The sequence below is a fragment of the Haloarcula quadrata genome (assembly GCF_003634715.1).
Lineage (GTDB): Archaea > Halobacteriota > Halobacteria > Halobacteriales > Haloarculaceae > Haloarcula > Haloarcula marismortui.
On record NZ_RBWW01000001.1, the window covers coordinates 2179483 to 2202450 of the forward strand.

Here is a 22968-nt window from a genome sequence, read left to right on the forward strand (position 1 = left end):
AATGAGTACACGCACGGTCGAGCGGGTCGACGGGTGGGAGTCGGTTCCGTTCGACGGCGGGTTCGCGGGCCTACAGGACCTCGCCGGGCAGGAGTTCTCCGGCGCGGTCATCACGGGTCCGACGCGCCTGTTCATGTTGAACGGGACCGTCGTCGGCGTCCTCGACGGCACCATCGAGGATTTCGAGGACGCGTCGGGAACAGCTAAGCGGTCACCGCACGAGGCCTTGCCACTGCTTGCAGTGATGCAGGAGCGCGCCGACGAGGTGAAAGCACAGTACTACACCGAGGATACGGCGCTTGCAGAAGTCGACCATACCCTGTCGAGTGGCAATTTTACCGGCTTTATCGAACTCTCCGAGAATGTCCTCTCGGGCGACTACTACACCGTCTACCACCAGGGCCGCTCGATGAGCGTCGCGTGGGTCGGGAACTCTGACAATCTGCTCACTGACGATGAGGCGTTCGAGACGGCCAACGACGAGGTCGGCATCTACGAGGTTATGCCGGTCGACATCGAGCCGATCGAGATTCCGAAACCGCCGGAAGACGAGACGGACGAGCAGTCAGCGGACCCGGCGGCTGCCGGCGTCGACCCGCTCGACGCTGGTGACGAGACAGCCGCTACCGACGAACCGGCTGATGCTGGTGTGGCGGACGCCGCGGCGACAGGCGAGGAAGAGCCGGACGGGGCACCGCAACGCGACGACGCTCGCAGCGACGAGTCGGTCGAGACGCCACCGGAAGCCACCAGGGACAGCGGAACCGATAGAGCCGACGACGCTGGGCAGACTCGGACCGCAGCAGAGTCGACACCGGACCGCGGCCCTGCAAGCAGCGGCCCGCCGGGGTCGAAAGCTGCTGGTGCGAATCCGGGCCGGTCCCGCCGCAGTTCTGAATCGGACGAGCAACCGGACGTGGAGGAAAAGCCGAATGCGGACAGCCGGCCAGACAGCAGGGTGACCGACCGGGCGACGGCAGACACCGACACCGCGACGCAGACGGAACCGACTGAACGGGAGACCGGGGTGCGTGAGACTACCGGGGAGACAGAGCCGAAACGCCGGGGGGCCGAGCCGTCACAGACACGGGAAGCCCAGCAAGCCAGTACCCGCAGTTCACCGGCACAGACCGACCAGACGGCTTCGACAGACCGCCACCCTGAACCGACCGACTCGAAACCGAACCAGAGCACCGAGCCACAGCCGTCCAAGGCACAGCCCGGGACTGATTCGCCAACTCCGACACCCGAAGCCGGCTCTGGCGGGGCAAGTACGGACCTGGAGACGCGCTCGGTCCCGTCGCTGGACCCGAACAAGTCCGGCGGTGCGCAGGAAAGCACACCCTCCAGCGTGTCATCCACCCAGACGCCACCAACAGGTGGGCAAGAGGTATCGACGCCACGACGTGACCAGCCAGCCCAAGACGACCCGACATCGTCAACCGAACCCAGTGTGCAGGGACCAGCACCGGCTCAGGAAAGCCGTGGCACACCTACGAAAGACCCACAGCCGGTCGATACGCCGCAGTCCCAGCCGTCGACAGGGGACCAGCGACAGTCGCCTGCCGACGAAGAGCCAACACCGCGCGAGGGGGAGCGCGTCGCAGAACTCGAATCCGAACTCGAACAGCGAGCCGAGACGGTGTCGGAGCTCGAATCCGAACTCACCGATCTGGAGGCAACAAATCAAGAGCTTCGTGACGAACGCGACCGCCTGGAGTCGGAGCTAGCCGACGCGCGGGCCAAGATCGACCAGCTGGAAGAACAACTCGACGAGCAAAACGACGACGCCGCAGGTGGTACCCGGCTCAGCGCCGGCGAGGCGATAAACGGGACGAACCTCTTCGTCAGGTACGACTCGAAGGGCAAGGCGACGCTTGAAGAGGCCAGGGACGGCGAGGCGAGCCGCGAGGAGGTCGAAGCGAACCTCAGGCTGGAGTACCACACGCAGTTCGAGGCCGAGGGCGCTGCGGTCAACGGGACGCCGTTCGAGGAGTTCCTCGAAGACAGCATCCAGTACCGCTTCGTCAACTGGCTCATCCGGAACCTCCTCTACGAGATTCGGGACACCGGACACGCGGGAGCGATGAAGGACCTCTATGAAGGCCTTCCAGCTATCGACCGTGCCGAACTGAACGGCAACGTCACGGTAACCTACACCGAGGATGGACAGGAAAACCGCTCGCAAGAACGGTTCGATGTGGTCGTCCGCGACCGGATGGGGAACCCGCTGGTTGTTGCAAACATCAACAACTCGCGCGAACCGGCCTCCGAGGGCCAGATGTCGGATCTCATCCGGAACGCCGAGCGGGTCGGCAACGCTTCCGGGTCGCTCGCGTCAGCGTTTCTCGTCACGAGTAGTTTCTTCGAGCCGGGCGCACTCGAAACCGCCGAAGAAGCTACCTCTAGCGGGCTGTTCAACCGGGATAAGCGGAAGAGCTTCGTGAACCTCTCGCGCAAAGAGGGCTTTCACCTCTGCCTGTTAGAAGCGAGAAACCAGGAGTTCCACCTGGCGGTCCCGGAACTCTGAGAAAGAAGCTTAGCCTTCGATTTCGGCTGCGTCTTCGATCTTCATACCTTCGAGCTTGTCGATGATTTCGTCGACCTTCTCGTCAAGGTCGTCGACGAACTCACCAGTCTGTTCGGTCGTGATCGCACCCTGGCTGGAGGGCTCGATGAGGTTCTCCTCTTCGAGAACGCGCAGGGAGTACCGCACCTTGTGGTGCGGGTAGCCGGTTTCGTTGGACATCTTCACGATACCGATAGGCTCGTTCTCGATAACCATGCGAAGCACCTGCAAGTGGCGCTCCAGCATGTCAACTTCCTTTTCAAGCCTGTCTATCATGGCAATTGTTAACTTGTGTTTGCGGTATTTAAAGGTTCTCCCTCGGATAATCGCTACAACGTTGATACGTTTGAACAGGGGTGTCTTAAAACCGTCGTAACGATTCACATGGGTACTGCTCACGAGCGTGAGTTCCGGACCGTAATCTGTTTATCACGGTGGATGGAAGGTGCGTGCGATGACCGTAACCATCGTCGGCTCACAGCTCGGCGACGAAGGGAAGGGCGGCATCGTCGACCTGTACGGCGACGACGTAGACGTCGTCGCGCGCTATCAGGGCGGCGACAACGCCGGCCACACCGTCGTCCACGAGGGCGAGGAGTACAAGCTCTCGCTGGTTCCGAGCGGAGCCATCCGCGGCAAGGTCGGCGTACTCGGCAACGGGTGCGTCGTCAATCCGCGAACGCTGTTCGACGAGATAGACACGCTCCAGGAACGGGGCCTCGACCCGGACGTTCGCATCGCCGAACGAGCACACGTCATTCTTCCGTTCCACCGCGTGCTCGACGGTATCGAGGAGGAACTAAAAAGCGAAACGGATGACGAAGTCGGGACGACGGGCCGGGGTATCGGCCCGACCTACGAGGACAAGGCCGGTCGCCGCGGCGTCCGCGTCGGCGACCTGCTCGACCCGGACGTGCTCCGGGAGCGCCTCGAATACGTCGTTCCGCAGAAGCGGGCCGTCGTCGAGGACGTGTACGACCTCGATGTCGACGAGCTTGACGATCCGGACGCCTTCGACGTGGACGCCGTCTTCGAGGAGTTCCGCGAGTTCGGCCGCCGCTTCGAGGCCGAAGACATGACCGTCAACGCTGGGGCCTTCCTCAGCGCGACCATCGACGAGGGCCAGAACGTCATGCTGGAGGGCGCACAGGGGACAATCATCGACATCGACCACGGGAACTACCCCTACGTCACGTCATCGAACCCGACGGCCGGCGGCGCGGCGACCGGGACCGGACTCAGTCCCGGTGTCGTCGGCGACGGCGAAGTCATCGGGATCGTGAAGGCGTACCTCACCCGCGTCGGCAGTGGCCCGCTGCCGACCGAACTCGGCGGTGTCGTCGGCGATACGCCCGGCTACGACGAGCAGGGCGAGGGCGAAAACGAGGAGCTGGCGAACTACATCCGCGAGGAAGGCGGCGAGTACGGCACTGTTACCGGCCGTCCGCGGCGCGTCGGCTGGCTCGACCTGCCAATGTTGCGCCACTCCACGCGCGTGTCCGGCTTTACCGGCATCGCCATCAACCACCTCGACGTGCTCGCCGGCCTCGACGAAGTGAAGGTCGGCCACACCTACACGCTCGACGGCGAGGAGCTGGCATCGATGCCTGCGACCACCGAACAGTGGGCCAAGTGCGAGGCGAACTTCCGGTCGTTCGACGGCTGGCCCGAGGTCGACTGGGCGGACGCCGCCGAAGAGGGGTACGACGCACTCCCCGAGAACGCGAAAGCCTACGTCGAATACATCGAATCAGAACTCGACACACCGGCCTACGCCATCGGCGTTGGTCCCGGCCGCGGCGAAACTATCGTCCGCGAACAGCCGTTCTGAGCGGCCTTTCTCTCGGATTCGGCGTTTGAGTGCCCACTTACCTTCGCCCAGCGGTGGGGCGGTACCACTGAGAGAGCGGCAGACTTTTGCGACCGCCGGTCTTGGTCGAATGTATGAAAGAGGACCTGATGGAAATTATTTGCTGCCCTCTGGACAAGCACGACCTCGACCTCGAAGTGACGGAGCGCGACGACGGCGAGATTCTGTCGGGCGAACTCACCTGTACCGAGTGTAGCGAGACGTTCCCCATCGAGGACGGCATTCCGAACCTGCTCCCGCCGGACATGCGCGACGAGGCACCGGCCTGAACCTTTTTTTCCTCGCCACGCGGAGTCACATCCGTGCCTGACTCCCTGCCCGTGCACCTCAACCGGACGGACATCCACAGCCTGGACGTTCCAAAGGAGTTCGACGCGACAGGGAGCTTCGATGTACAGCTAGTCAATCACGGCGAGGCGCTGCACGTCCATCTCCACCTCAGCGATTCGCTCTCTTCTGTCGCCTCGCTTGACGCCACAAATCACCACGTGCGGGCCGAAACCGACCGATTGGCCAGAGTGACCGTCGACGGTGACGGACCAGTCCGTGGCAAGCTAAAGGTCGTGACTGGATACGGCGCTGAGACTCGATACATCGACATTTACATCCCGGAAGGCGGGACGGAGAACGAACCGGTCATCGTCGACGAGGAACTGTCAAAGCCACAGCCGAAACCGGCGACGGACTCAGAACCCAGCCTCGAAGACCTGTCGGCTGGACCGATACTGGCGGCTGGCGGTTTCACAGCCCTGATTGCGGGGCTCATCACGCTGGTACTCACCGAAAGCGTGCTGTTGACCGTTGCCGCCGTATTTGCGGTCGCAATCGTGCTGGGACTCCTGTCCGTGACTCTTCGCTCGTCCTGAAACCCGGTTACTGCTCCGTCTCGACGCCGCCGAGGTTCTCATCGTTGTCGAACAGCTTCGCCCGCAGGAACCGTGCGCGGTACCGGTTGGCTCCCTCGTAGATGTCCGCCTCGCGGATGTCGTCTGCCTCGCCGTCGGCGACAGCATCAATGATGGCTTCCAACTGTTCTTTCTCGCTTGGCGTGAGTTCGAACTCGTAGGTCTGGGACTGCTCGCCTTCGAGTTTCGTCCACTTGCGTGCGCCAGCGATGACGAGGGAACAGGGTTCACGGCAGGGGAATTTCCCCGACCCACCGTCGACGTCAAGTTCCGTTTCGTCGTCGTACTGCCACTCCCGGCGCTTGAGACACTGGGAATCGTCACAGCAAGCCTCGGCGACCCAGTTGACGTGTTCGTAGCCGTCGCCGCGGTCCCAGGTCTTGACGACGCCGTAAATCCCTGTCTGGCGGTCGACGGTGTCGCGCCAGTGGCTCACGTCCAACTCGCCCTCGCGCTCACGGTGCCAGTTCGAAATCGTGGCCGGATAGAAGAAGTCCACCGCCTGGACTAGCTCCGTCGGTCCGAGTTCGGGAAACACCCAGCCTGACTGGAGAGTGGGGGCTGTTTTCAGCGGGCGGTAGCGGTCACGGTCGTCGTGTTTGGCGAGGGTACGGGCGTCCAGTGGGTCGTCGTACGCGTCCAGCGAATCGGCGTCTGTCCCCGTGTCGTCGACGTGGCGGAGGTCGTACACCCGCTCGTCGTCCTCGTCCAGTGTCACGGTAATCGAGAGCTCACCCCACGTCGTCGTCAGCCCCTCTCGTAACTGGTCGTATCGGTCCGGAATCGGCGTCGACTCAGCGTTTTCGAGCCACCGGAGATACGCCCAGCGAGGCTCCGCCTGAGGCGCTTTTGCGTGCCAGAAGTACCAGTTCGAGATGTACTCGGGGTACGACGCGGCCAGGCCATCGAGGTCCGCGATACTCGTACTCTCTGCTTCCGCTGTCGTCTCGACGGCGTAGCGTCCACCCTCGACCGCTGCCTCGATACCGTCGAACGCGATACCGTCCGACGCTGCCTCGGCGAACGCCTCGACATGGGTGTCGTCCATACCGCCGCCGTAGGTGTCGCACCGGGAAAAGTCGCCTGTTCCGGCAATCGGAGTGGAGATAGTTCCAAATTTGGTAAAATTATATTTTACAAGAATCGTAGATGATTTATGATATCTTGGTGGGAGCGGTCCGTGTCCGGAGGTGGACGCTGTGGACTGGCCGACTGACCGGGGGTTACAGGTCCGAATGGCGACTGCTGTCGTCCTTGTGGGACTCCTTCCGGTGGGGTTCGTCTACGCGGGCCTTGCACTCGTGAACACGGCCGGAATATGGCTGGCGAAGCTAGCCACCGACTGGGTGCTGGCCGGCGAGTTCTACATCGAGCCGTGGCTGGTCGCTGGCGGCGTCGTGGTCGGGTTCGCCGCGCAGTTGGCCGTTGGTGACACCATCGCCCTGCGGGCGCTGGACGCTCGCCCCGTGGGCCCCGACGACGAACCCGGTCTGGTTGAAAACGTGACACGGCTAGCGCAATCAGTGAACCTTCCGGCACCGGCAGTCGCCATTGCAGACAGCGACGCGCCGAACGCATTCACTGTTGGCCGGAGTCCCGACAGCGCCACGCTGGTGCTCACGACCGGACTGCTCGACGCACTCGACGACAACGAGCGCGACGCCGTTATCGCCCACGAACTCGCTCACATCAAGAACCGCGACGCCACCGTGATGTCGCTTTCCTACGTGCTCCCGACGCTAACCTACAGCCTCGCAGCCAGCACCCTCGGGCTTCTTCAGGCCATCCCCGGTGCTTTCACCGGCTTCCGACACACCGATAGCGACAGCGCCCGGGGCCTCTTACTCGGCATCTTTATCTTGACAGTCAGTGCCTTACTGACGCTCGCTGTCTCAGCCGTGTTCTGGCTCGCCAGTTTCACGCTGTTTCGCGTGCTCTCGCGGTACCGCGAGTACGCCGCAGACCGCGGGGCCGTCGCTATCACCGGCGACCCTGCGGCGCTCGCCAGCGCGCTGGCGACCATCGATGACGAGATGGCGGCGGCCCCGGACCACGACCTCCGGGCGCAAGACGGTGGTCTCGACGCGCTCTATATCGCACCCATCGACGAGACACAGTTCAAAGACGCGCCTGCTTTCGTTGCAAACGACGTGTTCCCCCAGACCCATCCGCCAACCGAGGCCCGCATCGAACGACTGGAGGCGATGGCCACGGAGGGACCGACGTGACGGAGTACAGCCGCCGAACGGTTCTTACGGGCCTGACCGGCGCTGTCGGGTCGCTCGCCGGGTGTGGCTATCGCCCCGGCCCGGGCGATAAGAAGTGGGAAACCGCCGACGACGGCGGCCGGTTGGTCACGTTGGTTGACGGGACGCTGTTCGAAGTGACGTTCGATGCGACGCGCTTCGTTGACGACTACCCGGTAGGCGCTGTTGCTCGATACACACTCGCTGATGGGACCAAATTGGGTCGCTTCGAGTTCAAGGGCGTAGCTACGGACTGGGCCAGCGACGGAGCCCACCTATACGTGGGAACGGAAGCCAGCCACGTCGTCGCGGTGGCCGGCGACGGACGAGCCTGGACGGAAACCGTCGACCACCCAGTAGCCAGTGTCGCCGCCGCTGACGGCCGTGTGTATGTCGGGACCGACGGCGGACGCATCGTTGCCTTCGACGGCGAGAGCGGCGCAGAGCGGTGGTCGAAGTCGCTTCCGGTCCCCACTGACCCATCCAAGAGCGACCTGCCGACAGTCGGTGCGGGACACGGCAGCCTCGCTGTCGACTGGGGGACCAGCGAGGAGTCCCAACTCGATGTGTACGCCCCGGATGGTTCGGTTCTGTGGGACCAGCCCCTACAGCGGAGCCTCAACGGCCGGCCACACGTGCGCGGTGACACGGTTTACGCCCGCTCGGAATTCCTCCGGGCGTTCAACCGCGACTCGGGGGCACCCCGCTGGGTGAACAGGGGCACCACTATTCCGGATGGACCGTTGCGGTTCAGCCGTGACGGCGAAATCGTCTACATTCCGGAGCGTCACGCCCTGATAGCGATTGCTACCGCCGATGGCGAAGAACTGTGGCGGTTCAATGATGAGCGGTTGGCGGCCATGGAACGAGGGCGAAGCGAATTCGAGATAGATCTCGGGGCAACGGGCGCGGTCCCGGCCCCGGACGGCGCGTCAGTGTTTCTCAACACGAAGCACCACGGGCTGTTTCAGTTTGGGACCGACGGCACTCTCCGCTGGCACGAGCCTCGTCTCGACTTCAGTTTTCTCTACGCAGTTACCGAGGACATCATAGTCCACTCGGGGACCGAAGCAATCGTCGCTCGCTACCGCTAGTCCCCAGCGGCCGTGGTGCCCCCGCCGGTCTCCTCACGCACCTGCTCGATGGCGCTGCTCACATCGGCTCCCGCGTCGGCGGCCCGTTCGAGCACCACGTCAGCCATTAGCGGCTCCGTCCCGACCGCGCCGGCGTACCAGATGTCGTGGCCCTCGACGGTGGTCGGCACGTCGTAGCCCGTCCGGTAGTCGTCGGTCAGGCCCATGTCTTCGGGAATATCCTCCTGCGTGTGGAAGCCGTCGGCGATGAACAGCGGCACGACGACAATGTCGTCGCTCTCGAAGTAATCCGCGACATCATCGACCTCGGGGTCCTCATCCATGAACAGCGACTGCACCTCATCAAAGCGGTCCCGCTCGCGGATGCGGTCAGCGTGGTACTGGATGGCCTTCGCGGAGTTCTCGTTGCGCTCCGTGCCGTGGCCGACGACTGCGAGTCCGAACCCGTCGCCGACGTCGGGGTCACCGGTGACGGACTCGGCCCGCTGGACGATGACATCGCTCATCGAATCGTGCGTTCCGACCGGGCCGCAGTAGTGGACCGTCTGGTCCGTGTCCTCGGCGGCTAGCGTCGCGTTGGTCGCGCTCGTCCCGTCGGAGTCCCACAGCTCGGGGTCCCAGTCCTCCAGCCGGAACTCCCGTGGAATGACCTGCTCGGTGAAGTAGCCCTCAGAGATGAACAACGGAACCAGATACACCTCGTCGGCGTCGACGGTCCGCAGTGCCTCCCGGAACGACGGCTCCTCCTTCCAGAAGGATTCACGGACCTCGGCGAACGCGCCGGTCGCTCGAATCGTGTCCGCGTGGTCGTAGGTGGGCGTACTCGACTCGGCGTTCAGGTGGGAGCCGTGGGCCGCGATAACGAGTGCTTCGTCCATATCCACTGGTTGGTGCGAGCCGTCCTTAGGGCCTTCGTTGACCTGCTCGGGTAGCCGGCGAGCTGTGTAGTGTTGCGTGCCGAAAGTGTGTCGTTGCCGACCGATTCTACTTAGTCACAGCCCGAACAGGAGGACGTAGAACAACAGTCCGGCAGCTGCCAGCAGTGCGGTGTGTCCCAGCGCGCCGGCGACCACGACGAGGCCACCAATGACTCGTTCCGCCGTTTTCAGGGGCTGTCCGAACACTTGCCGTTCACGTTGTGCAATAGCCATTGTCCTTCCCTCATGTAGAGAGTGAGCGTCCAGAGGGACAATCCCCCCTGACTGTTCTCACTTGCTGGGAGCAGTCCACAATTCTGCGGGTTCAACACGTCCGTAGAGTGGGTATCACGGGGTGATGTGAGGCTTGCAGCTAACTGTCCAGTCGCACCGCGTTCCCTCGCGCCTGATAGAACCGCTTTTGCCCGCGCCGTTCGTGCCTGCCGCCAATGTCACTCGCAGCCGCGACCAGAGACGCCGTCCGCGAGCGCCCGTTCCTCTATGATGCACTTCGGGCCGGCGTCGTCAACTACACGGCCGCCGCACGCACGCTCGACATCGAGGGTGAGGAAGAAGCGATCGCGACTGCGCTCCGTCGGTTCGCCGAGGAATTGCCTGCCGACTCGCCACACGACAGCGACGCCAGAGTCTCGATGCAGAGCGGGCTTGGGCGGGTCGAATCATCCGACGCGGAGTCAGCTATTGTCCTCGAAGTCGCGGACACCGCCTTCGCCGAGGACGCTGGCTCGCTGACGGGCATCATCGCCAGCGGTGCTCTTGCTCCAGAAGCCCTCGGCGAGGTGCTAGGACGCCTGCGAGCGGCGGACGTCTCCGTCGACGCTGCCGGTGTCACCGACGCCGCGCTCGTCGTGGTAGTGAGCCGCCGCGCGGGGCCTGACGTACTCCGAACAGTTGAAGCTGCAGTTCAAAAGTGAGGCGCCTTCCGACGGCTTAAAGCGGGCGGACACAGTTCTCCCGGGTAATGACGCTTCGCGTGACGAACACGTTGACCGGTGAGAAAGAGCCCTTCGAGCCGCGCGACCCCGACTCCGTGTTGCTGTACTACTGTGGGCTGACGACCTCCGACCCGCCCCATCTCGGCCACGCGCGCGGCTGGGTCCACGTTGACGTGATGGCCCGCTGGCTCGACTATCTGGGCTATGACGTCCACCACGTCGAGAACCTCACCGACGTCAACGAGAAGATCGTCGCTCGCGTCGGCGAGGACGGCGACAGCGAGGCCGACGTGGCCCGCCACTACGTCCAGCAGGCCATCGACGATATGCGCTCGCTCAACCTCGGCCGCGCGGAGGTGTACCCCCGCGTCTCAGAGCACGTCCCGGAAATCATCGACCTCGTTGAGCGACTCATCGAGCAGGGCCACGCCTACGAGCAGAACGGCTCCGTTTACTTCGATGTGACGAGCTTCGAGGACTACGGGAAACTCTCGAACCAGTCCGTCGACGACATCGAATCACAGGGCGCGGACACCGAAGGGGAGAAGCGGCACCCCGCAGACTTCGCGCTCTGGAAGGCTGGCGGCGTCGATCCGGCAGACATCGCCGAACATCAACATCCCGAGGCCGCACCCGCCGAGGAAGCCTGCCAGACCGCTCAGATATGGGACTCGCCGTGGGGCGAGGGGCGACCCGGCTGGCACATCGAGTGCTCGGCGATGTCGATGACCCACCTCGACGAGTCCATCGACATCCACGTCGGTGGGCAGGACCTTGTCTTTCCCCACCACGAGAACGAGGTAGCCCAGAGCGAGGCCGCGACCGGCCAGCAGTTCGCGAACTACTGGCTCCACGTCCGCCTGCTGGAAACCGAGGAGGAGAAGATGTCATCCTCACTTGGCAACTACTTCACCGTCGCCGACGCTGTGGAGGAGTTCGGTCCCGACGTACTCCGAACCTTCCTGCTGTCGACGGCCTACACTTCGCGGGCAACATACAGCGATGAGACCATTGCGGAGGCCAAAAAACGCTGGGACCGCCTCTCCCGTGGCTACGAGCGGGCGGTCGAAGCCTGCGACGACGTGGACGCCCACACGAAGGTGACCGACGAGACGCTTCGCGACGCTGTTGAGGATGCTCGCTCGGCGTTCGAGGCGGCACTGAACGACGATTTCAACACGCGGGAAGCGATGACCGCGCTGCTTGACCTGACGGCCGCGGTCAACACGCACGTTGACGGCCACGACGAGTACGACTACCAGGGGCTCCGCCGCGCCGTCGAGACGTTCGAGGAATTCGGCGGCGGCATCCTCGGACTGGCCTTCGGCGACGACGACAGCGGCGACGTGTCGCTGGCCGGTGACGTCGTCGACCTCGTTCTGACCGTCCGTCAACAGGAACGGGAGGCCGGTAACTACGAGCGCGCCGACGAACTCCGAGACGAACTCGAAGCGCTCGGTGTCGAGGTGCAGGACACCGACGACGGGCCGACCTATCGCCTCTGAAGGGACGATATACCGGCTCTAAACGCGTATCGATGAATTCTATAGTCCAGATGATACCTTGAACGGCCATGTACTTTATATACTGGACACAGCATTCGTCTTTAGCTAAGACTCACACCTCGGTTGTGTAGCGGTAGCGAGCGTCTCTTGTAAGATCGGTCGTTGTTGGTGGATCTTCTGAGCATCCTCGATCAGCCGCTCCAGCAACGGCGGTGGCGAGTAGCCGAGGTACTCACCGAGTTCGTGGAGGATGAGCTGGGCGTGCGACCGGAAGGTCGCCGCCCAGCGTTCCGGCGGAAACACGATCTCATCGTCGGCCTGCTCGGTGACCAGATCCAACAACTCTCGGCTCACCAGCAGTGACAGCAACGCAGCGTATAGTAGAATTTTCACGACATCAGGGTTGTTCGTGTCGAATTCGTCCAGTTCGTACTGCGTTTTCAACTCACGGAACAACGTTTCTACCTCCCATCGACACCGATACAGCGTCGCTAGATCCGCCGGGAGAAACTCCTCTCTCGGCAGATTCGTGATGTACAGGTGGTAGTCGTCGGCGTCCTCGTTGCGGACGCCGACGACGCGAAACCGCTTCGTGTCCAGCGACCGAGTTCCCTCGTACTGGCCGCGCTTGAATTCTGCTTCCACCTCTACGTCGATGTACTTCCGCGAGAGATCATTGACCACGTCGTGGATCTGCTTGCCCTCCAAGGGAATGGCGCGGCCGCGCCATTCCCGTAATTCCGCCGTTATCACCGGATTTGCGTTCTGCTTCAGCCGACTCACAAAGTAGCCGTCGTTCTCGTCGATCAACGCAAAGCGGCGGTATTTGAAGTACGCCCGATCAAACAGAACCAGTCGTCCTTGCAGCCACGATCCCGTCTTGAACAGCGCGCTGTCGTGCGTTTTCTCATCAGTCACATCGATCCGTTCAATCGTCTGGTCGGTGGCGTTGTGGAGCAGGTGGAGCTTCGCTCCAGCCTGCTCCTCGTGGCGGGCTTGAAACTCATCAGAGAGGAACTCGTGCAACCGCAACACGGTTCCATCAGCGATCATCACGTCCCTGAATCGGTCGATATCAGCGTCAACAGCATCAGGGACAGCGACCTCGTCGAGCGCGGCCTCGACGAGGTCGCGGAGATACTCTGCAAGAGTAGGCGTCAACCGGTGATAGAAACCGCCAGAAGAGATCGGTTCGTCAGCTGTAGCGTTGTAGCAGCGTCTAAACCCAGCGAGTGTTCGGCTCTCGCCTGCGGCGAAGCCGAACACGAGCGCCCACACGAGGACAGGAATCTGAAGCTTGCCCTCTCGCTCGACCACGCCGAGTTCCTCGGCGTGCTCTTCGAGGAACTCGGAGGGAAACAGTGTAGTGAGCCGACGCATGATTCTCGACGAGGAGGTGTCAGTGTGCACAGCGGACTCCTCCTCATTCCTCTCGAAAAGTAGCCTCGATAAGCCGCTGCTGTCACGTGGTTCGTCTCTTAGCTAAAGACAGATGCTGGACACAGTGTAAGGACAACAATGCGAAAGGGGATACTCACGCTTCTTGTCGGGGTACTCGTCGTCTCGTCGGGCTGTACCGGCCTGATAACCGGGGAGACGGTAGCGTTCGACTCCGCACCGGCGACAGTCAGCGACAGTGCGCTCGATGAAACCGGCTACGAGCAGTCGATGGCGGACGAACAAACAATCGAGCGGACGGTCACCGTCGCCGGCCAAGAGCGAACCATCCGTGTCACGAACCACGTCCGACAGTACCAGCGTGGCATCGATCTCGGACCGGTCGGTGAGGTCAACGCCGGTCGATTCATCGTCTTCTCGACGCCCAGCGCCAGTGTGGCGGGACAGACGCTGAACCCCGCCGCGAGCTGGTCCAACGAACGCCTCGTCGAGGAAGTCGCCAGTCGAAACGACCAGATCAACGACGTCCAGTTCGAGCGTAACCGCACAGTGGAAGCGCTGGGTGAGTCCCGTGAGGTGGCTGTGTTCTCCGGGACGACGACCATTGAGGGTCAGAGTGTCGATGTCCTGATCCACCTCACGAGCTTCGAACACGAGGGCGACGTGGTCGTCGCCGTCGCCGTCTACCCTGAGCGGCTTGACGACAGCGAAGGGCCGCGCGTCGATACGCTGCTTGGCGGCCTCTCGCACTCGGGCAACTGATTGCGGGGACACTGTTTTCTTTCGGGCCAGTGATAACGGAGGCATGAATCGGCTGTCTGTCGGCGGTGTGGTGCTCACGCTTGTCGGTATCGCCGGCTACGCCGTCGGGACGAGCGTCGCCTATCCCGGCCGGTCTGTGTCAGTAACGGCGGTGATGGTCGGGCTGACTGTGGCGGCCGTCGGCCACGCCACGCCGACGGAGGACACGCCGTGATTTCCGCAGTGGTGTACGCTGACGGGCAGGCGATAGAGTACGAGGATCTGACGACCGCCCGAACGGCTGCCGGAACGACGTGGGTTCACGTCACCGACGTGACAGCCGATGAGGTCGACGCCGTCAGTTCCGCCTTCGACCTTCATTCGCTGGCTATCGATGACATCAAGAACGACGTCCGGGCGAACGTTCAGGAGTTCAACGCCTACACGTTCGTGCTCGTCAAATCTGCGTCGCTTACGCCCGGCGATACGACCTTCGACAAGGAGGTGAAAACGACGCCGCTCGGCCTGTTTGTCGGCTCCGACTGGGTTGTCACGCTGTCGACGGGCGCCGTCCCGTCCATCCAGCGCGTGATGGACGCTGTCGGCCGTGGGGACGAGCGACTCCTTCACCGCGGCCCGGATTTTACTGCCTACCGGGTCATCGACGTCATCGTCGACGCGTACTTCGACTTGCTGGACGAGATCGAGACCGATATCGAACAGATCGAAGAGGAGGTGACTACCTCCACCGATATCGAGACGCTCGAACGGATCAACGACGTTCGGCGTGACCTGTTGTCTTTCCGCAAACAGGTCTGGCCGGCACGGGAGGCAATTGGCGTGCTCGCCCGTGGCGACCCCAAACAGATCCAGCCACAGACGGAGAAATACTTCCGGGACGTGTACGACCACCTGGTCCAGATTGTCGACCTGACTGAGACTTACCGCGACCTCGTCTCGGGGGCGCGGGATATCTACCTGAATACGGTGTCCCAGTCGACAAACGAGGTGATGAAGATGCTGACCGTCGTTGCGACGATCTTCATCCCACTGACATTCGTGGTCGGCGTCTACGGGATGAATTTCACCGACAGCCCGTACAATATGCCGGAACTGGGCTGGGCGTTCGGGTATCCCGCGGTGATGATTGGGATGGTGATCGTCGTCGGAGTCTTGCTCGCTCATTTCCGCCAGCGGGGCTACCTATAACGCCAGCGGGACGAGTAAGACCCCCATCAGGGTTGCTCGCCGGGCTCCGAACTTCGGGGGCAGGTGGCCCACTGCAGTCGCGGCCCCGAACGCGCCCACGCCGACGAGGCCGGCGAAGAGCGCGGAGAGACAGACGAGTACTGCAATCACCGACAGCGAGAGATATGTCGGGTCCAGTCGGCCGACAATTCGGAGGTACCGGTCGCCCAGCGTCGGGACGAGTATCGCGCCGGCGACGGCAGCGATAGCGACTGCCGCAAGCAGCGCTGGAAGCACCAGCGGGACTTCCGCCCGGTCCAGCGCGACGAGGACGCCGGTCCGGGGCGTCCCGAGCGAGATGAGCGCGAACAGGGCAAACACCGCTGTCGCCGTGTTGACCCCACTCGTCGTGACGATGAACGCCCGAGGTCCCTGGTCGGAGACCAGACCCAACGCTAGCGTCGCCGCGATAGCACTCGAGATTCCCGGGATGTAGCCGACTGCACCCCCACAGAGCGTGCCGATGCCTGCTAAGACGCCGACTGTTCGCCGCGGCGTCGTCACCGTTGCACCGGCCTGTGGCGGGACGCCATCCCCCTCGATAGCGGCCAAGAGCACCGGCGCGCCGAACAGCCCCGAAAACAGCGGGACCAGCACGTCCAACACAGGCAACGCGCCGGTCACTGGCGCATCGAGCAGACTGACTCCGAGCAGCCCGCTCGCGGCGAGCGAACACGCAGCACCGACCTGCTGGCGGCGACCGTGCTCCGTGACCACGAGCAGGACGGCGACCCCGACGAGTAGCACCGACAGCCACGGCCGGAGGAGTGGGTACACACGCTTCATTACCAGAGTGAGCGGAACCGCGAGCGGGACGGCAAACACCACGGCGAGCCCGCTCCCCAGCGCAGACAGGCGAAGCGCCTCCCGACCGCGGCCCTCTATCACCAGCTGGTGGCTCGGCAGCGCGCTGGCCGCCATCGCCGGGTCCGGCACGCCCAGTGCCAGCGCCGGAATCACATCGAGAAAGGTGTGTGTCACCCCGGCCGAAAGCATCGCGACGCCGACGTAGAGCCGCGGCCCGGGCAAACTGCTCGCCGCAGCAGCGAGCAAGAGCGCGAACGTGTTGGCGTGTAGCCCCGGAACGAGTCCGCTGAGCGTTCCCAGTCCGACCCCTGCCCCGATCGCTGTGAGGAGCGCGAGCGTCGCTGTCGGGTCGGCGGCAGGAAGCCCCGGAAGCACACTGAGGCGTGGCCCCGTTCCCGTACTTGAACCTCCGCGACGCGCAGCCCGGCTAGTCCTCCACAGCGTGATGCGGGCCGACCGGACCGTGTTCGGGGCAGGTCCCGGCGATAGGGGTGGCATTGAGACAGCAGTGCCGGCTGTCGGTTGCGACCAGTCCTTTCGAGAGCTCGTTCCCACGGAGCCGACAGCGAAGGTCCGACTCAGCCATACGTTCTTGTTTGCCCGAAGCCCCCTGAATCTGGCGAGCTTTTTGGTGTGCCGGCCATTCGTACACGTATGAGCAACGAGTCCCGGAAGTCAGCCGGATTCAAGGACCGAACGCCGGTGACGACGGCCAGAGAGACGCTGCTGGACGCAGTGTCCCCACACGAGCGGACGGAGCGTGTCCCGCTGCGTGACGCCGACGAACGCGTCGTCGCGGGTGAAATCACGGCCGAGCGAGCGGTGCCCCACTACCGCCGTGCGGCGATGGACGGCTTCGCTGTCAGAGCCGAGGACACGTTTAGCGCGAGCCAGCGGTCGCCGGCATCGCTCCGGGTCGATGAGGCGGTGACAACGGGAACAGCGGCTCGCGTGCACACGGGGAGCGAACTCCCCGAGGGTGCCGACGCCGTCGTGATGGTTGAGGAGACCGAGGTGACCGGCGACAGCGTCACAGTGTTCGATGCGGTCGCTGGCGGGGAGAACGTCGCCCCTGTCGGCGAGGACGTGGAGCAAGGGCAGACGCTGTACGAGGATGGCCACAGGCTCCGACCGTCGGACCTCGGGCTGTTAAAATCGGTCGGCAACGACGTGGTCGAGGTGTACGAGCGGCCCACGGTCAGCGTCATCCCGACCGGCGAGGAGCTGGTCCAAAATGACCCAGAACCGGGGCAGGTAATCGAGACGAATGGCCAGACCGTCACCCAGTACGTCGAGCGCTGGGGCGGCGACGCGACCTACCGCGACATCGTCACCGACGACGTGGACGCACTCCGGGCGGCCATCAGTGACGACCTTGACCACGACCTCGTCGTGACGACCGGCGGGTCCTCTGTCGGCGAGCGTGACCTGCTCCCGGAGGTCGTCAGCGAGATTGGCGAGGTGCTGGTCCACGGGGTCGCACTGAAGCCGGGCCACCCGGTCGCGCTCGGCGTGGCTGAGGGGACGCCGATTCTCATGCTTCCGGGGTATCCGGTCGCTTGCATCGTCAACGCCGTCCAGTTCCTCCGGCCAGCGCTCCGGCAGGCCGGCCATCTCCGGTCGACCGACCCACCGACGACCAAGGCCGAACTCACGCGGAAGATCGCCAGCGAGCCGGGGACCCGAACCTACGCGCGGGTGGAACTGCACGATGAAGACGCGGACGAGCAAACGACCGCGACGCCGACGCGGGCCAGCGGCTCCGGTGTCCTCTCAAGCGTCGCGCTCGCTGACGGCTGGGTTGTCGTGCCGGAGTCCGTTGAGGGGTACGACGCCGGTGACACCGTGACCGTCGAGGACTGGGAGTGGTCACAGTGAGCGACCGCCGCGAGTTCCGCGACCTGGCGTCACCCGAGGAGGCCCACGAGGTCGTCGCGGGCCTCGACATCGACCCCGCCCCGGAGACGGTCCCGCTGGCAGATGCACGGGACCGCGTCCTCGCCGAGCGGATCGACGCCGATATCGACGTGCCGGGGTTCGACCGCGCGAGCATGGACGGCTACGCTGTACACGCCAGAGACACCTTCGGCGCTGACGAGGCTGACCCGGTGACGCTGTCGGTCGTTGGGGAGGTCCACGCGGGCGAGGAGCCCGACGTAACCGTCGAACCGGGTTCACTCGCCGAAATCTCGACCGGCGCGGTGATGCCGACCGGCGCGGACGCCGTCGTGATGGTCGAACGAACGACTGAGACTGACGATGGCATCGAGATACGCACGTCCGTTGCGCCCGGCGACAACGTGATGCTCGCCGGCGCGGACATCGCGGCCGGGGCGCGCGCGCTCGGCCCCGGAACGCGAATCACGCCCCGGGAAATCGGACTCCTGTCCGCGCTGGGCGTCGACGAGGTCCCGGTGCGTGGCCGGCCCCAGGTTGGCATCCTCTCAACCGGGGACGAACTCGTCCGACCCGGGAATCCCCTCGACAGCGCTGCCGGCCAGATATACGACGTAAACAGCTACACGCTGGCGGGCGCGGTCGCGGAGGCCGGCGGCGACCCTGTGATGTACCCCCACGCCGGCGACGACTACGAGGAGATGGAGCGGTTACTTCACGAGGCAGCCAACGAGTGCGACCTCGTCCTCTCGTCAGGGTCGACGAGCGCCAGCGCGGTCGATGTCATCTACCGCGTCATCGAGGAGCGGGGCGAACTCAGGCTCCACGGCGTCGCCGTCAAGCCCGGCAAGCCGATGCTCGTCGGCACTATCGGCGACTCGGCGTACGTCGGTTTGCCGGGGTACCCGGTGTCGGCGCTGACCATCTTCCAGACGTTTGTCGCGCCGGCAGTCCGGGACGCCGCCGGACGGGACCCGCCACGGACAGCAACGGTCTCTGGCACGATGGCAGTTCAGGAACGCTACGGTGAGGGGCGCAGACGCCTCATGCCGGCGGGTCTGGTCGAGGACGAAACGGGGTCGCTGCTGGTCTACCCCGTCGACAAGGGCAGCGGCGCGACGACAAGCCTCGTCGACGCCGACGGGTTCGTCGACGTCCCGCCGGGGACGGACTACCTGGCAGAGGGGGAGGCAGTCGACGTGACGCTGTTCTCTCCGGCAGTCAGGCCGCCGACGCTTCTGGGGATGGGCGAGGACGACCCGCTGCTCTCGCGCCTGCTCGACACGATTGGCCGGCCGCGGTATCTCCCGCTTGGATCTACTGAGGGGCTCCGCCGCCTCAACAACGGCGTGCCCGACATCGCCGTCGTTGCGGGGCCGGCCGCCGATGACCACGACGCGGCCGACATTGGCGGCTGGGAGCGCGAATGGGGGCTTGTCGTTGGTCCTGATACCGACGTATCCGACTTGGGCGACCTCGTCGACGGTGACTACCGCTTTGTCAACCGCGACACTGCCTCCGGACTGCGACGGAGCTTCGACGACGCGCTCGACGCCCTCGGCGGGGACCGGGGCGTCGGCCGCGCGGAGGTCGTCGATGCCATCGAAGGCTACGAACTCACGACAAAAGCCCACGAGAGTCCCGCTCGAAAGGTCATGGCGGGCGGTGCGGATGCGGGGCTCGGGCTTCACGCTACAGCGGCGAAACTTGACCTTGGGTTCGTCTCATTGGGAACACAGCAGGTCCGGGTACTTGCGAACCCGGACCGACGGGAGAAACACAGCGTCGGTGCGCTGGAGGAGGCGCTTGACGACCTTGACTCGCTGGCCGACGGGATAGCTGGTATGGAACCGCAGTAACGGCGTTTACCCGAACGCGGGGACTTCAGCCGAGAATACGCTGCCGTCCTGCAAGGGACCGTCACGTGTCCGCGTTGCAGTCATCGAAAGCGAAAGTTGTGGCGATTGACGGCTCTGGCGACCTGAAGGCCTAAAGACGAGCGGGGCCGAATGCGTCACACCGATGGCCGACACACCGGTTGCCGGCGACCTTGAGGCCCCGTTTCGGTTCGAGTATGCCCCCGCGACGCTCCGATACGCCCCTGACGCCGTGCGGTCGCTGGGTACGGAGTTAGACGAGCAGGGCTACGACCGTGCACTGGTCGTCTGTGGCACTACCGTCGGTGAGACGCCGGCCGTGATGGACCCTGTTCGGGACGGACTCGGTGACCGACTTGCCGGCGTCTTCGCGGAGACAACGCCAGCCAAGCGGCTCGGCACTGCGTACGACGGGCTCGAACGCTTCCGCGAGGCTGACGCCGATTGTCTCGTGGCCGTCGGCGGCGGGAGCAGCCTCGACGTGGCAAAAATCATCAGTATTCTCGCGGCGACCGACCGCGACCCAACCGCTGTCGGCACGGCGTTCGCTGATTCCGGAACGATAGCTGTCCCCGAAGCAGCACTGCCACCGATTATCGCCGTCCCGACGACGCTGGCCGGCGCTGACCTCTCTATCGTTGCTGGCGTCACAGCCGCACCAGACACCTGTCCTGTGGACGAACCGGCCAGCGGCGGTGTCAGTGACCCGGAACTGATGCCCGCGGCCGCCTGTTACGACCCCGAACTGATTGCGACGACGCCCCGGTCGGTCCTCGCGGCGTCGGCGATGAACGGGTTCGACAAAGGTATCGAGACGCTGTACGCGGCCAACGCAACTCCGATAACCGACGCCACAGCGTCGCACGGCCTCGACCTTCTCACAGAAGGCCTGCTCGCGTTCGGTAACGGTGACGACGACCCATGGGTGTACCAGTCGGTCACGCAGGGACTCATGCTCGTCCAGTACGGTATCTCGCGGGCCAACGGGACGACGCTCTCGCTGATCCACGCCCTCGGCCACGGACTAACCCGGACCGACGACGTCCAGCAGGGCGCGGCTCACGGAATCATTGCTCCGCACGCGCTCTCGTACCTCTTCGAGCAGGTCGACGGCCGGCGGTCACTTCTGGCCGACGCACTCGGGGTCGGCGACGCTGACAACCCTGGTACGGCGGTCGTTGACCGAGTCAGTGAGGTAGTGACGACGCTGGGACTGCCAACACAACTCCGGGACGTAGCCGGCCCCGACCGGGCGGAGTTTCCCGAAGTCGCCGATGCCGTCCTTGAAGACGCCTTCATGATGAACGTCCCGTCGGGGCTGGAGCCAACCCGGGACGATATTGTCGGCGTGTTAGAGTCTGCTTGGTAGCGACCTACAGACGGCGGCATATATCAATAGCTACTGGGGAAGGTGGCAGACACGGCATACCGCGCGAGCGGAGCGAGCGCGGTTTCACTCCGAGCGCGTTCGCAGAACGCGACACGGAGGTCGTTTTTAGCGTAGATTTTTACGACCCTGCTCCCCGCAGCGCCGGAGGCGCGAGGAGGGGAGGTGACGTAAAAAGGTACTCGCTACATGTCAGGCCAGGCCTTGGCGGCCCGACCAACACCGGTCATGTCGTTGATCCAGCGGGCGGCAATCGCTTTCTTCAGCAGTTTCGCCGGCATCCCGCCAAACGTCTCGATAGGCATGTTCACCACGTCGTGGGCGACGGCTTTCTCGCCGACCGAAACAACCGTGCCCTTGTCCTTGTGGGTCCACGTCTTCAGCGGCTGGCCTCGCACGGCGCGAGCAAGGTTCTCACCGGCGACTTCGGCGGCCTGCCAGGCGGCCTGCGCGGTCGGCGGGGCGGGCTGGTCGCCCGGCTGGTCGATCAGCGCCGAGTCGCCGATCGCGAAGACGTGTTTATCCTCGGTCTGGAAGTTCCCTTCTGCGTGGACGCGGTGGTTGCGCTCGTCCTTGTCCAGGTCGACGTCTTGCATACAATCGCGGCCGGTGATGCCGCCCGTCCAGACCAGTACGTCGTACTCCAGTTCGTCCTCGTCGCCGATGTAGACCGTCTCCTCGTCGACTTCGCCGATGAACTCCCCGCACTTGATGTTCACGTCGGCGGCTTCCAGACGCTTGCGCAGGGCACCCTGCAGTTCCGGGTCGCTGTTGGGCAAGACCTGGTCGAGGCCTTCGACGAGGTGGATGTCGATTGGCGCGTTGTGTTCGTCGCGGAACTCGGCAACCTCGCCGGCGGTCTGAATGCCGGAGAGGCCAGCGCCGCCGATGACGACCTGTGCTGGGTCGTTTGTGGAGGCTTCGCGGGCCGCTTGCTGAATCTTGTCGTGGATTTCAAGCGCGTCGTCGAGGCTCTTGAGCGTCAGAGCGTGCTCTTTGAGGCCCTCGATGCCAAAGAAGGCCGTCTGGGAGCCCAGCCCAACGAGCAAGTAGTCGTACTCGACGGTGTCGGAGTCGGCGAGGGCCACTTCTTGGGCGTCGGTGTCGATGCCGACGACCTCGTCCTGAATAAATGACGTCGACGGCTGCTTGATTTCGTGGACAGGGATGGCGATGTTCTCCTGCACGCTCGGGTCCCGGATGCAGCGGTGAGACTCGTGCAAGACCAGATGATAGTCCGTCTCAGAAATCCAGGTCACATCAACGTCCGTCTGGCCATCTAACTCGTCCTCGAAACTCTTTATTGCCCCCGCGCCGGCGTACCCCGAACCAAGCACCACTACGTTCTCTGTCATAGGCCACTCTCCGGAGTCATTAGATACAAACCCTTTGGAATCGGTCCACGGCTTTGCTGTTGTCCTCGCATGCTGGCTCGCGGTTGTGACCCAGCCCCCTAAGTTTGCAGTCACCTTCGCTCCCCCTCCTGAGCGCAAACAGTTCCTACTGTTCCTGAAAACCCCTCCTAATCACCTACGTGCGGATTCAGGCCGCC

At 64.0% G+C, this 22968-nt stretch carries 22 protein-coding genes; 14 read left to right on the plus strand and 8 right to left on the minus strand.

The window, feature by feature from the left end; genetic code table 11:
- Position 1 precedes the first annotated feature (1 nt).
- Positions 2 to 2530, plus strand: a complete 2529-nt coding sequence (locus BDK61_RS11085; protein ID WP_121303255.1) for a DUF7527 domain-containing protein — start codon at positions 2 to 4, stop codon at positions 2528 to 2530.
- A 9-nt stretch (positions 2531 to 2539) separates the two neighbouring features.
- On the opposite strand, the gene BDK61_RS11090 is transcribed toward BDK61_RS11085, so the two are convergent.
- Positions 2540 to 2845: a hypothetical protein gene (locus BDK61_RS11090; protein WP_004516266.1), complete on the minus strand. Its 306-nt coding sequence runs from the start codon at positions 2843 to 2845 to the stop codon at positions 2540 to 2542.
- A 178-nt stretch (positions 2846 to 3023) separates the two neighbouring features.
- Here BDK61_RS11090 and BDK61_RS11095 point away from each other — a divergent pair, with 178 nt between their 5' ends.
- The 3 genes from BDK61_RS11095 to BDK61_RS11105 all read left to right on the plus strand — a co-directional run bounded on the left by BDK61_RS11095 (position 3024) and on the right by BDK61_RS11105 (position 5305).
- Positions 3024 to 4400: an adenylosuccinate synthase gene (locus BDK61_RS11095; protein WP_121303256.1), complete on the plus strand. Its 1377-nt coding sequence runs from the start codon at positions 3024 to 3026 to the stop codon at positions 4398 to 4400.
- A 113-nt stretch (positions 4401 to 4513) separates the two neighbouring features.
- Positions 4514 to 4708, plus strand: a complete 195-nt coding sequence (locus tag BDK61_RS11100) for a methytransferase partner Trm112 (RefSeq protein WP_004956717.1) — start codon at positions 4514 to 4516, stop codon at positions 4706 to 4708.
- Between the two features lie 33 nt (positions 4709 to 4741).
- Positions 4742 to 5305, plus strand: a complete 564-nt coding sequence (locus BDK61_RS11105; protein ID WP_229380433.1) for a DUF7524 family protein — start codon at positions 4742 to 4744, stop codon at positions 5303 to 5305.
- A gap of 7 nt (positions 5306 to 5312) precedes the next feature.
- On the opposite strand, the gene BDK61_RS11110 is transcribed toward BDK61_RS11105, so the two are convergent.
- On the minus strand, positions 5313 to 6392 hold the full coding sequence (locus BDK61_RS11110) for a DR2241 family protein (RefSeq protein ID WP_121303257.1): 1080 nt from the start codon (positions 6390 to 6392) through the stop codon (positions 5313 to 5315).
- A 187-nt stretch (positions 6393 to 6579) separates the two neighbouring features.
- Here BDK61_RS11110 and BDK61_RS11115 point away from each other — a divergent pair, with 187 nt between their 5' ends.
- Both BDK61_RS11115 and BDK61_RS11120 read left to right on the plus strand, forming a co-directional pair.
- Positions 6580 to 7572 (plus strand): M48 family metalloprotease, encoded by a 993-nt coding sequence (locus BDK61_RS11115; protein WP_121303930.1) that lies wholly within the window; start codon positions 6580 to 6582, stop codon positions 7570 to 7572.
- Entirely contained in the window at positions 7569 to 8684 is a 1116-nt protein-coding gene (locus BDK61_RS11120; RefSeq protein ID WP_121303258.1) for an outer membrane protein assembly factor BamB family protein, read from the plus strand. The genes BDK61_RS11115 and BDK61_RS11120 overlap by 4 nt, the downstream gene beginning before the upstream one ends.
- On the opposite strand, the gene BDK61_RS11125 is transcribed toward BDK61_RS11120, so the two are convergent.
- Both BDK61_RS11125 and BDK61_RS23415 read right to left on the minus strand, forming a co-directional pair.
- Positions 8681 to 9562, minus strand: a complete 882-nt coding sequence (locus BDK61_RS11125) for a CbiX/SirB N-terminal domain-containing protein (protein WP_011223534.1) — start codon at positions 9560 to 9562, stop codon at positions 8681 to 8683. The two genes, BDK61_RS11120 and BDK61_RS11125, sit on opposite strands and share 4 nt — an antisense overlap.
- A 114-nt stretch (positions 9563 to 9676) precedes the next feature.
- Positions 9677 to 9835: a hypothetical protein gene (locus BDK61_RS23415; RefSeq protein WP_007188914.1), complete on the minus strand. Its 159-nt coding sequence runs from the start codon at positions 9833 to 9835 to the stop codon at positions 9677 to 9679.
- Between the two features lie 215 nt (positions 9836 to 10050).
- Between BDK61_RS23415 and BDK61_RS11130 the strand changes: the two genes are divergently transcribed.
- Together BDK61_RS11130 and cysS are read left to right on the plus strand one after the other, a co-directional pair.
- On the plus strand, positions 10051 to 10536 hold the full coding sequence (locus BDK61_RS11130; RefSeq protein ID WP_011223536.1) for a DUF7523 family protein: 486 nt from the start codon (positions 10051 to 10053) through the stop codon (positions 10534 to 10536).
- 47 nt (positions 10537 to 10583) lie between these two features.
- Positions 10584 to 12062 (plus strand): cysteine--tRNA ligase, encoded by a 1479-nt coding sequence (cysS, locus tag BDK61_RS11135; protein WP_121303259.1) that lies wholly within the window; start codon positions 10584 to 10586, stop codon positions 12060 to 12062.
- A gap of 105 nt (positions 12063 to 12167) precedes the next feature.
- Here the strand turns inward: cysS and BDK61_RS11140 are convergent, their stop codons facing one another.
- The gene (locus tag BDK61_RS11140) at positions 12168 to 13442 is read right to left on the minus strand and encodes an IS4-like element ISHma1 family transposase (protein WP_011222252.1); all 1275 of its coding nucleotides are present in this window, start codon (positions 13440 to 13442) and stop codon (positions 12168 to 12170) included.
- A gap of 138 nt (positions 13443 to 13580) precedes the next feature.
- Here BDK61_RS11140 and BDK61_RS11145 point away from each other — a divergent pair, with 138 nt between their 5' ends.
- The 3 genes from BDK61_RS11145 to corA are packed head-to-tail and all read left to right on the plus strand — an operon-like array spanning position 13581 to position 15410.
- Positions 13581 to 14222 (plus strand): DUF6517 family protein, encoded by a 642-nt coding sequence (locus BDK61_RS11145; protein WP_004956742.1) that lies wholly within the window; start codon positions 13581 to 13583, stop codon positions 14220 to 14222.
- Between the two features lie 43 nt (positions 14223 to 14265).
- The gene (locus BDK61_RS23420) at positions 14266 to 14436 is read left to right on the plus strand and encodes a hypothetical protein (protein WP_164734770.1); all 171 of its coding nucleotides are present in this window, start codon (positions 14266 to 14268) and stop codon (positions 14434 to 14436) included.
- A complete protein-coding gene (gene corA, locus BDK61_RS11150; protein WP_004956748.1) occupies positions 14433 to 15410 on the plus strand; it encodes a magnesium/cobalt transporter CorA in 978 nt (325 codons plus the stop codon). Before BDK61_RS23420 ends, corA begins: the two co-directional genes overlap by 4 nt.
- Here corA and BDK61_RS11155 read toward each other — a convergent pair.
- Both BDK61_RS11155 and BDK61_RS23425 read right to left on the minus strand, forming a co-directional pair.
- Positions 15405 to 16631, minus strand: a complete 1227-nt coding sequence (locus BDK61_RS11155; RefSeq protein WP_121303260.1) for a tripartite tricarboxylate transporter permease — start codon at positions 16629 to 16631, stop codon at positions 15405 to 15407. The two genes, corA and BDK61_RS11155, sit on opposite strands and share 6 nt — an antisense overlap.
- 52 nt (positions 16632 to 16683) lie before the next feature.
- Positions 16684 to 16842 carry a hypothetical protein gene (locus tag BDK61_RS23425; protein ID WP_167467375.1) on the minus strand — a complete coding sequence of 53 codons (159 nt, stop codon included), beginning with the start codon at positions 16840 to 16842 and terminating at the stop codon, positions 16684 to 16686.
- A 68-nt stretch (positions 16843 to 16910) separates the two neighbouring features.
- On the opposite strand from BDK61_RS23425, the gene BDK61_RS11160 reads away from it, so the two are divergent.
- From BDK61_RS11160 to BDK61_RS11170, 3 genes are all read left to right on the plus strand, one after another.
- Positions 16911 to 18134: a molybdopterin molybdotransferase MoeA gene (locus BDK61_RS11160; RefSeq protein ID WP_004956755.1), complete on the plus strand. Its 1224-nt coding sequence runs from the start codon at positions 16911 to 16913 to the stop codon at positions 18132 to 18134.
- Complete coding sequence (locus BDK61_RS11165) at positions 18131 to 20011, plus strand: molybdopterin biosynthesis protein (protein ID WP_121303931.1); 1881 nt, start codon at positions 18131 to 18133, stop codon at positions 20009 to 20011. The genes BDK61_RS11160 and BDK61_RS11165 overlap by 4 nt, the downstream gene beginning before the upstream one ends.
- Before the next feature lie 163 nt (positions 20012 to 20174).
- On the plus strand, positions 20175 to 21398 hold the full coding sequence (locus BDK61_RS11170; RefSeq protein ID WP_121303261.1) for an iron-containing alcohol dehydrogenase family protein: 1224 nt from the start codon (positions 20175 to 20177) through the stop codon (positions 21396 to 21398).
- Positions 21399 to 21601: 203 nt separating this feature from the next.
- Here BDK61_RS11170 and BDK61_RS11175 read toward each other — a convergent pair whose 3' ends face one another.
- A complete protein-coding gene (locus BDK61_RS11175; RefSeq protein ID WP_121303262.1) occupies positions 21602 to 22771 on the minus strand; it encodes an NAD(P)/FAD-dependent oxidoreductase in 1170 nt (389 codons plus the stop codon).
- Positions 22772 to 22968 lie beyond the last annotated feature (197 nt).

Bases quoted from the DNA above. Each gene is read 5' to 3' on its own strand.
- BDK61_RS11125 (WP_011223534.1), bottom strand. From the start codon at position 9,562: ATGGACGAAGCACTCGTTATCGCGGCCCACGGCTCCCACCTGAACGCC.
- BDK61_RS11095 (WP_121303256.1), top strand. From the start codon at position 3,024: ATGACCGTAACCATCGTCGGCTCACAGCTCGGCGACGAAGGGAAGGGC.
- BDK61_RS23425 (WP_167467375.1), bottom strand. From the start codon at position 16,842: ATGGCTGAGTCGGACCTTCGCTGTCGGCTCCGTGGGAACGAGCTCTCG.
- BDK61_RS11100 (WP_004956717.1), top strand. From the start codon at position 4,514: ATGAAAGAGGACCTGATGGAAATTATTTGCTGCCCTCTGGACAAGCAC.
- cysS (WP_121303259.1), top strand. From the start codon at position 10,584: ATGACGCTTCGCGTGACGAACACGTTGACCGGTGAGAAAGAGCCCTTC.
- BDK61_RS11085 (WP_121303255.1), top strand. From the start codon at position 2: ATGAGTACACGCACGGTCGAGCGGGTCGACGGGTGGGAGTCGGTTCCG.
- BDK61_RS11115 (WP_121303930.1), top strand. From the start codon at position 6,580: ATGGCGACTGCTGTCGTCCTTGTGGGACTCCTTCCGGTGGGGTTCGTC.
- BDK61_RS11160 (WP_004956755.1), top strand. From the start codon at position 16,911: ATGAGCAACGAGTCCCGGAAGTCAGCCGGATTCAAGGACCGAACGCCG.
- BDK61_RS11110 (WP_121303257.1), bottom strand. From the start codon at position 6,392: ATGGACGACACCCATGTCGAGGCGTTCGCCGAGGCAGCGTCGGACGGT.
- BDK61_RS11145 (WP_004956742.1), top strand. From the start codon at position 13,581: ATGCGAAAGGGGATACTCACGCTTCTTGTCGGGGTACTCGTCGTCTCG.
- BDK61_RS23415 (WP_007188914.1), bottom strand. From the start codon at position 9,835: ATGGCTATTGCACAACGTGAACGGCAAGTGTTCGGACAGCCCCTGAAA.
- BDK61_RS11140 (WP_011222252.1), bottom strand. From the start codon at position 13,442: ATGCGTCGGCTCACTACACTGTTTCCCTCCGAGTTCCTCGAAGAGCAC.
- BDK61_RS11170 (WP_121303261.1), top strand. From the start codon at position 20,175: ATGGCCGACACACCGGTTGCCGGCGACCTTGAGGCCCCGTTTCGGTTC.
- BDK61_RS11175 (WP_121303262.1), bottom strand. From the start codon at position 22,771: ATGACAGAGAACGTAGTGGTGCTTGGTTCGGGGTACGCCGGCGCGGGG.
- BDK61_RS23420 (WP_164734770.1), top strand. From the start codon at position 14,266: ATGAATCGGCTGTCTGTCGGCGGTGTGGTGCTCACGCTTGTCGGTATC.
- BDK61_RS11090 (WP_004516266.1), bottom strand. From the start codon at position 2,845: ATGATAGACAGGCTTGAAAAGGAAGTTGACATGCTGGAGCGCCACTTG.
- BDK61_RS11130 (WP_011223536.1), top strand. From the start codon at position 10,051: ATGTCACTCGCAGCCGCGACCAGAGACGCCGTCCGCGAGCGCCCGTTC.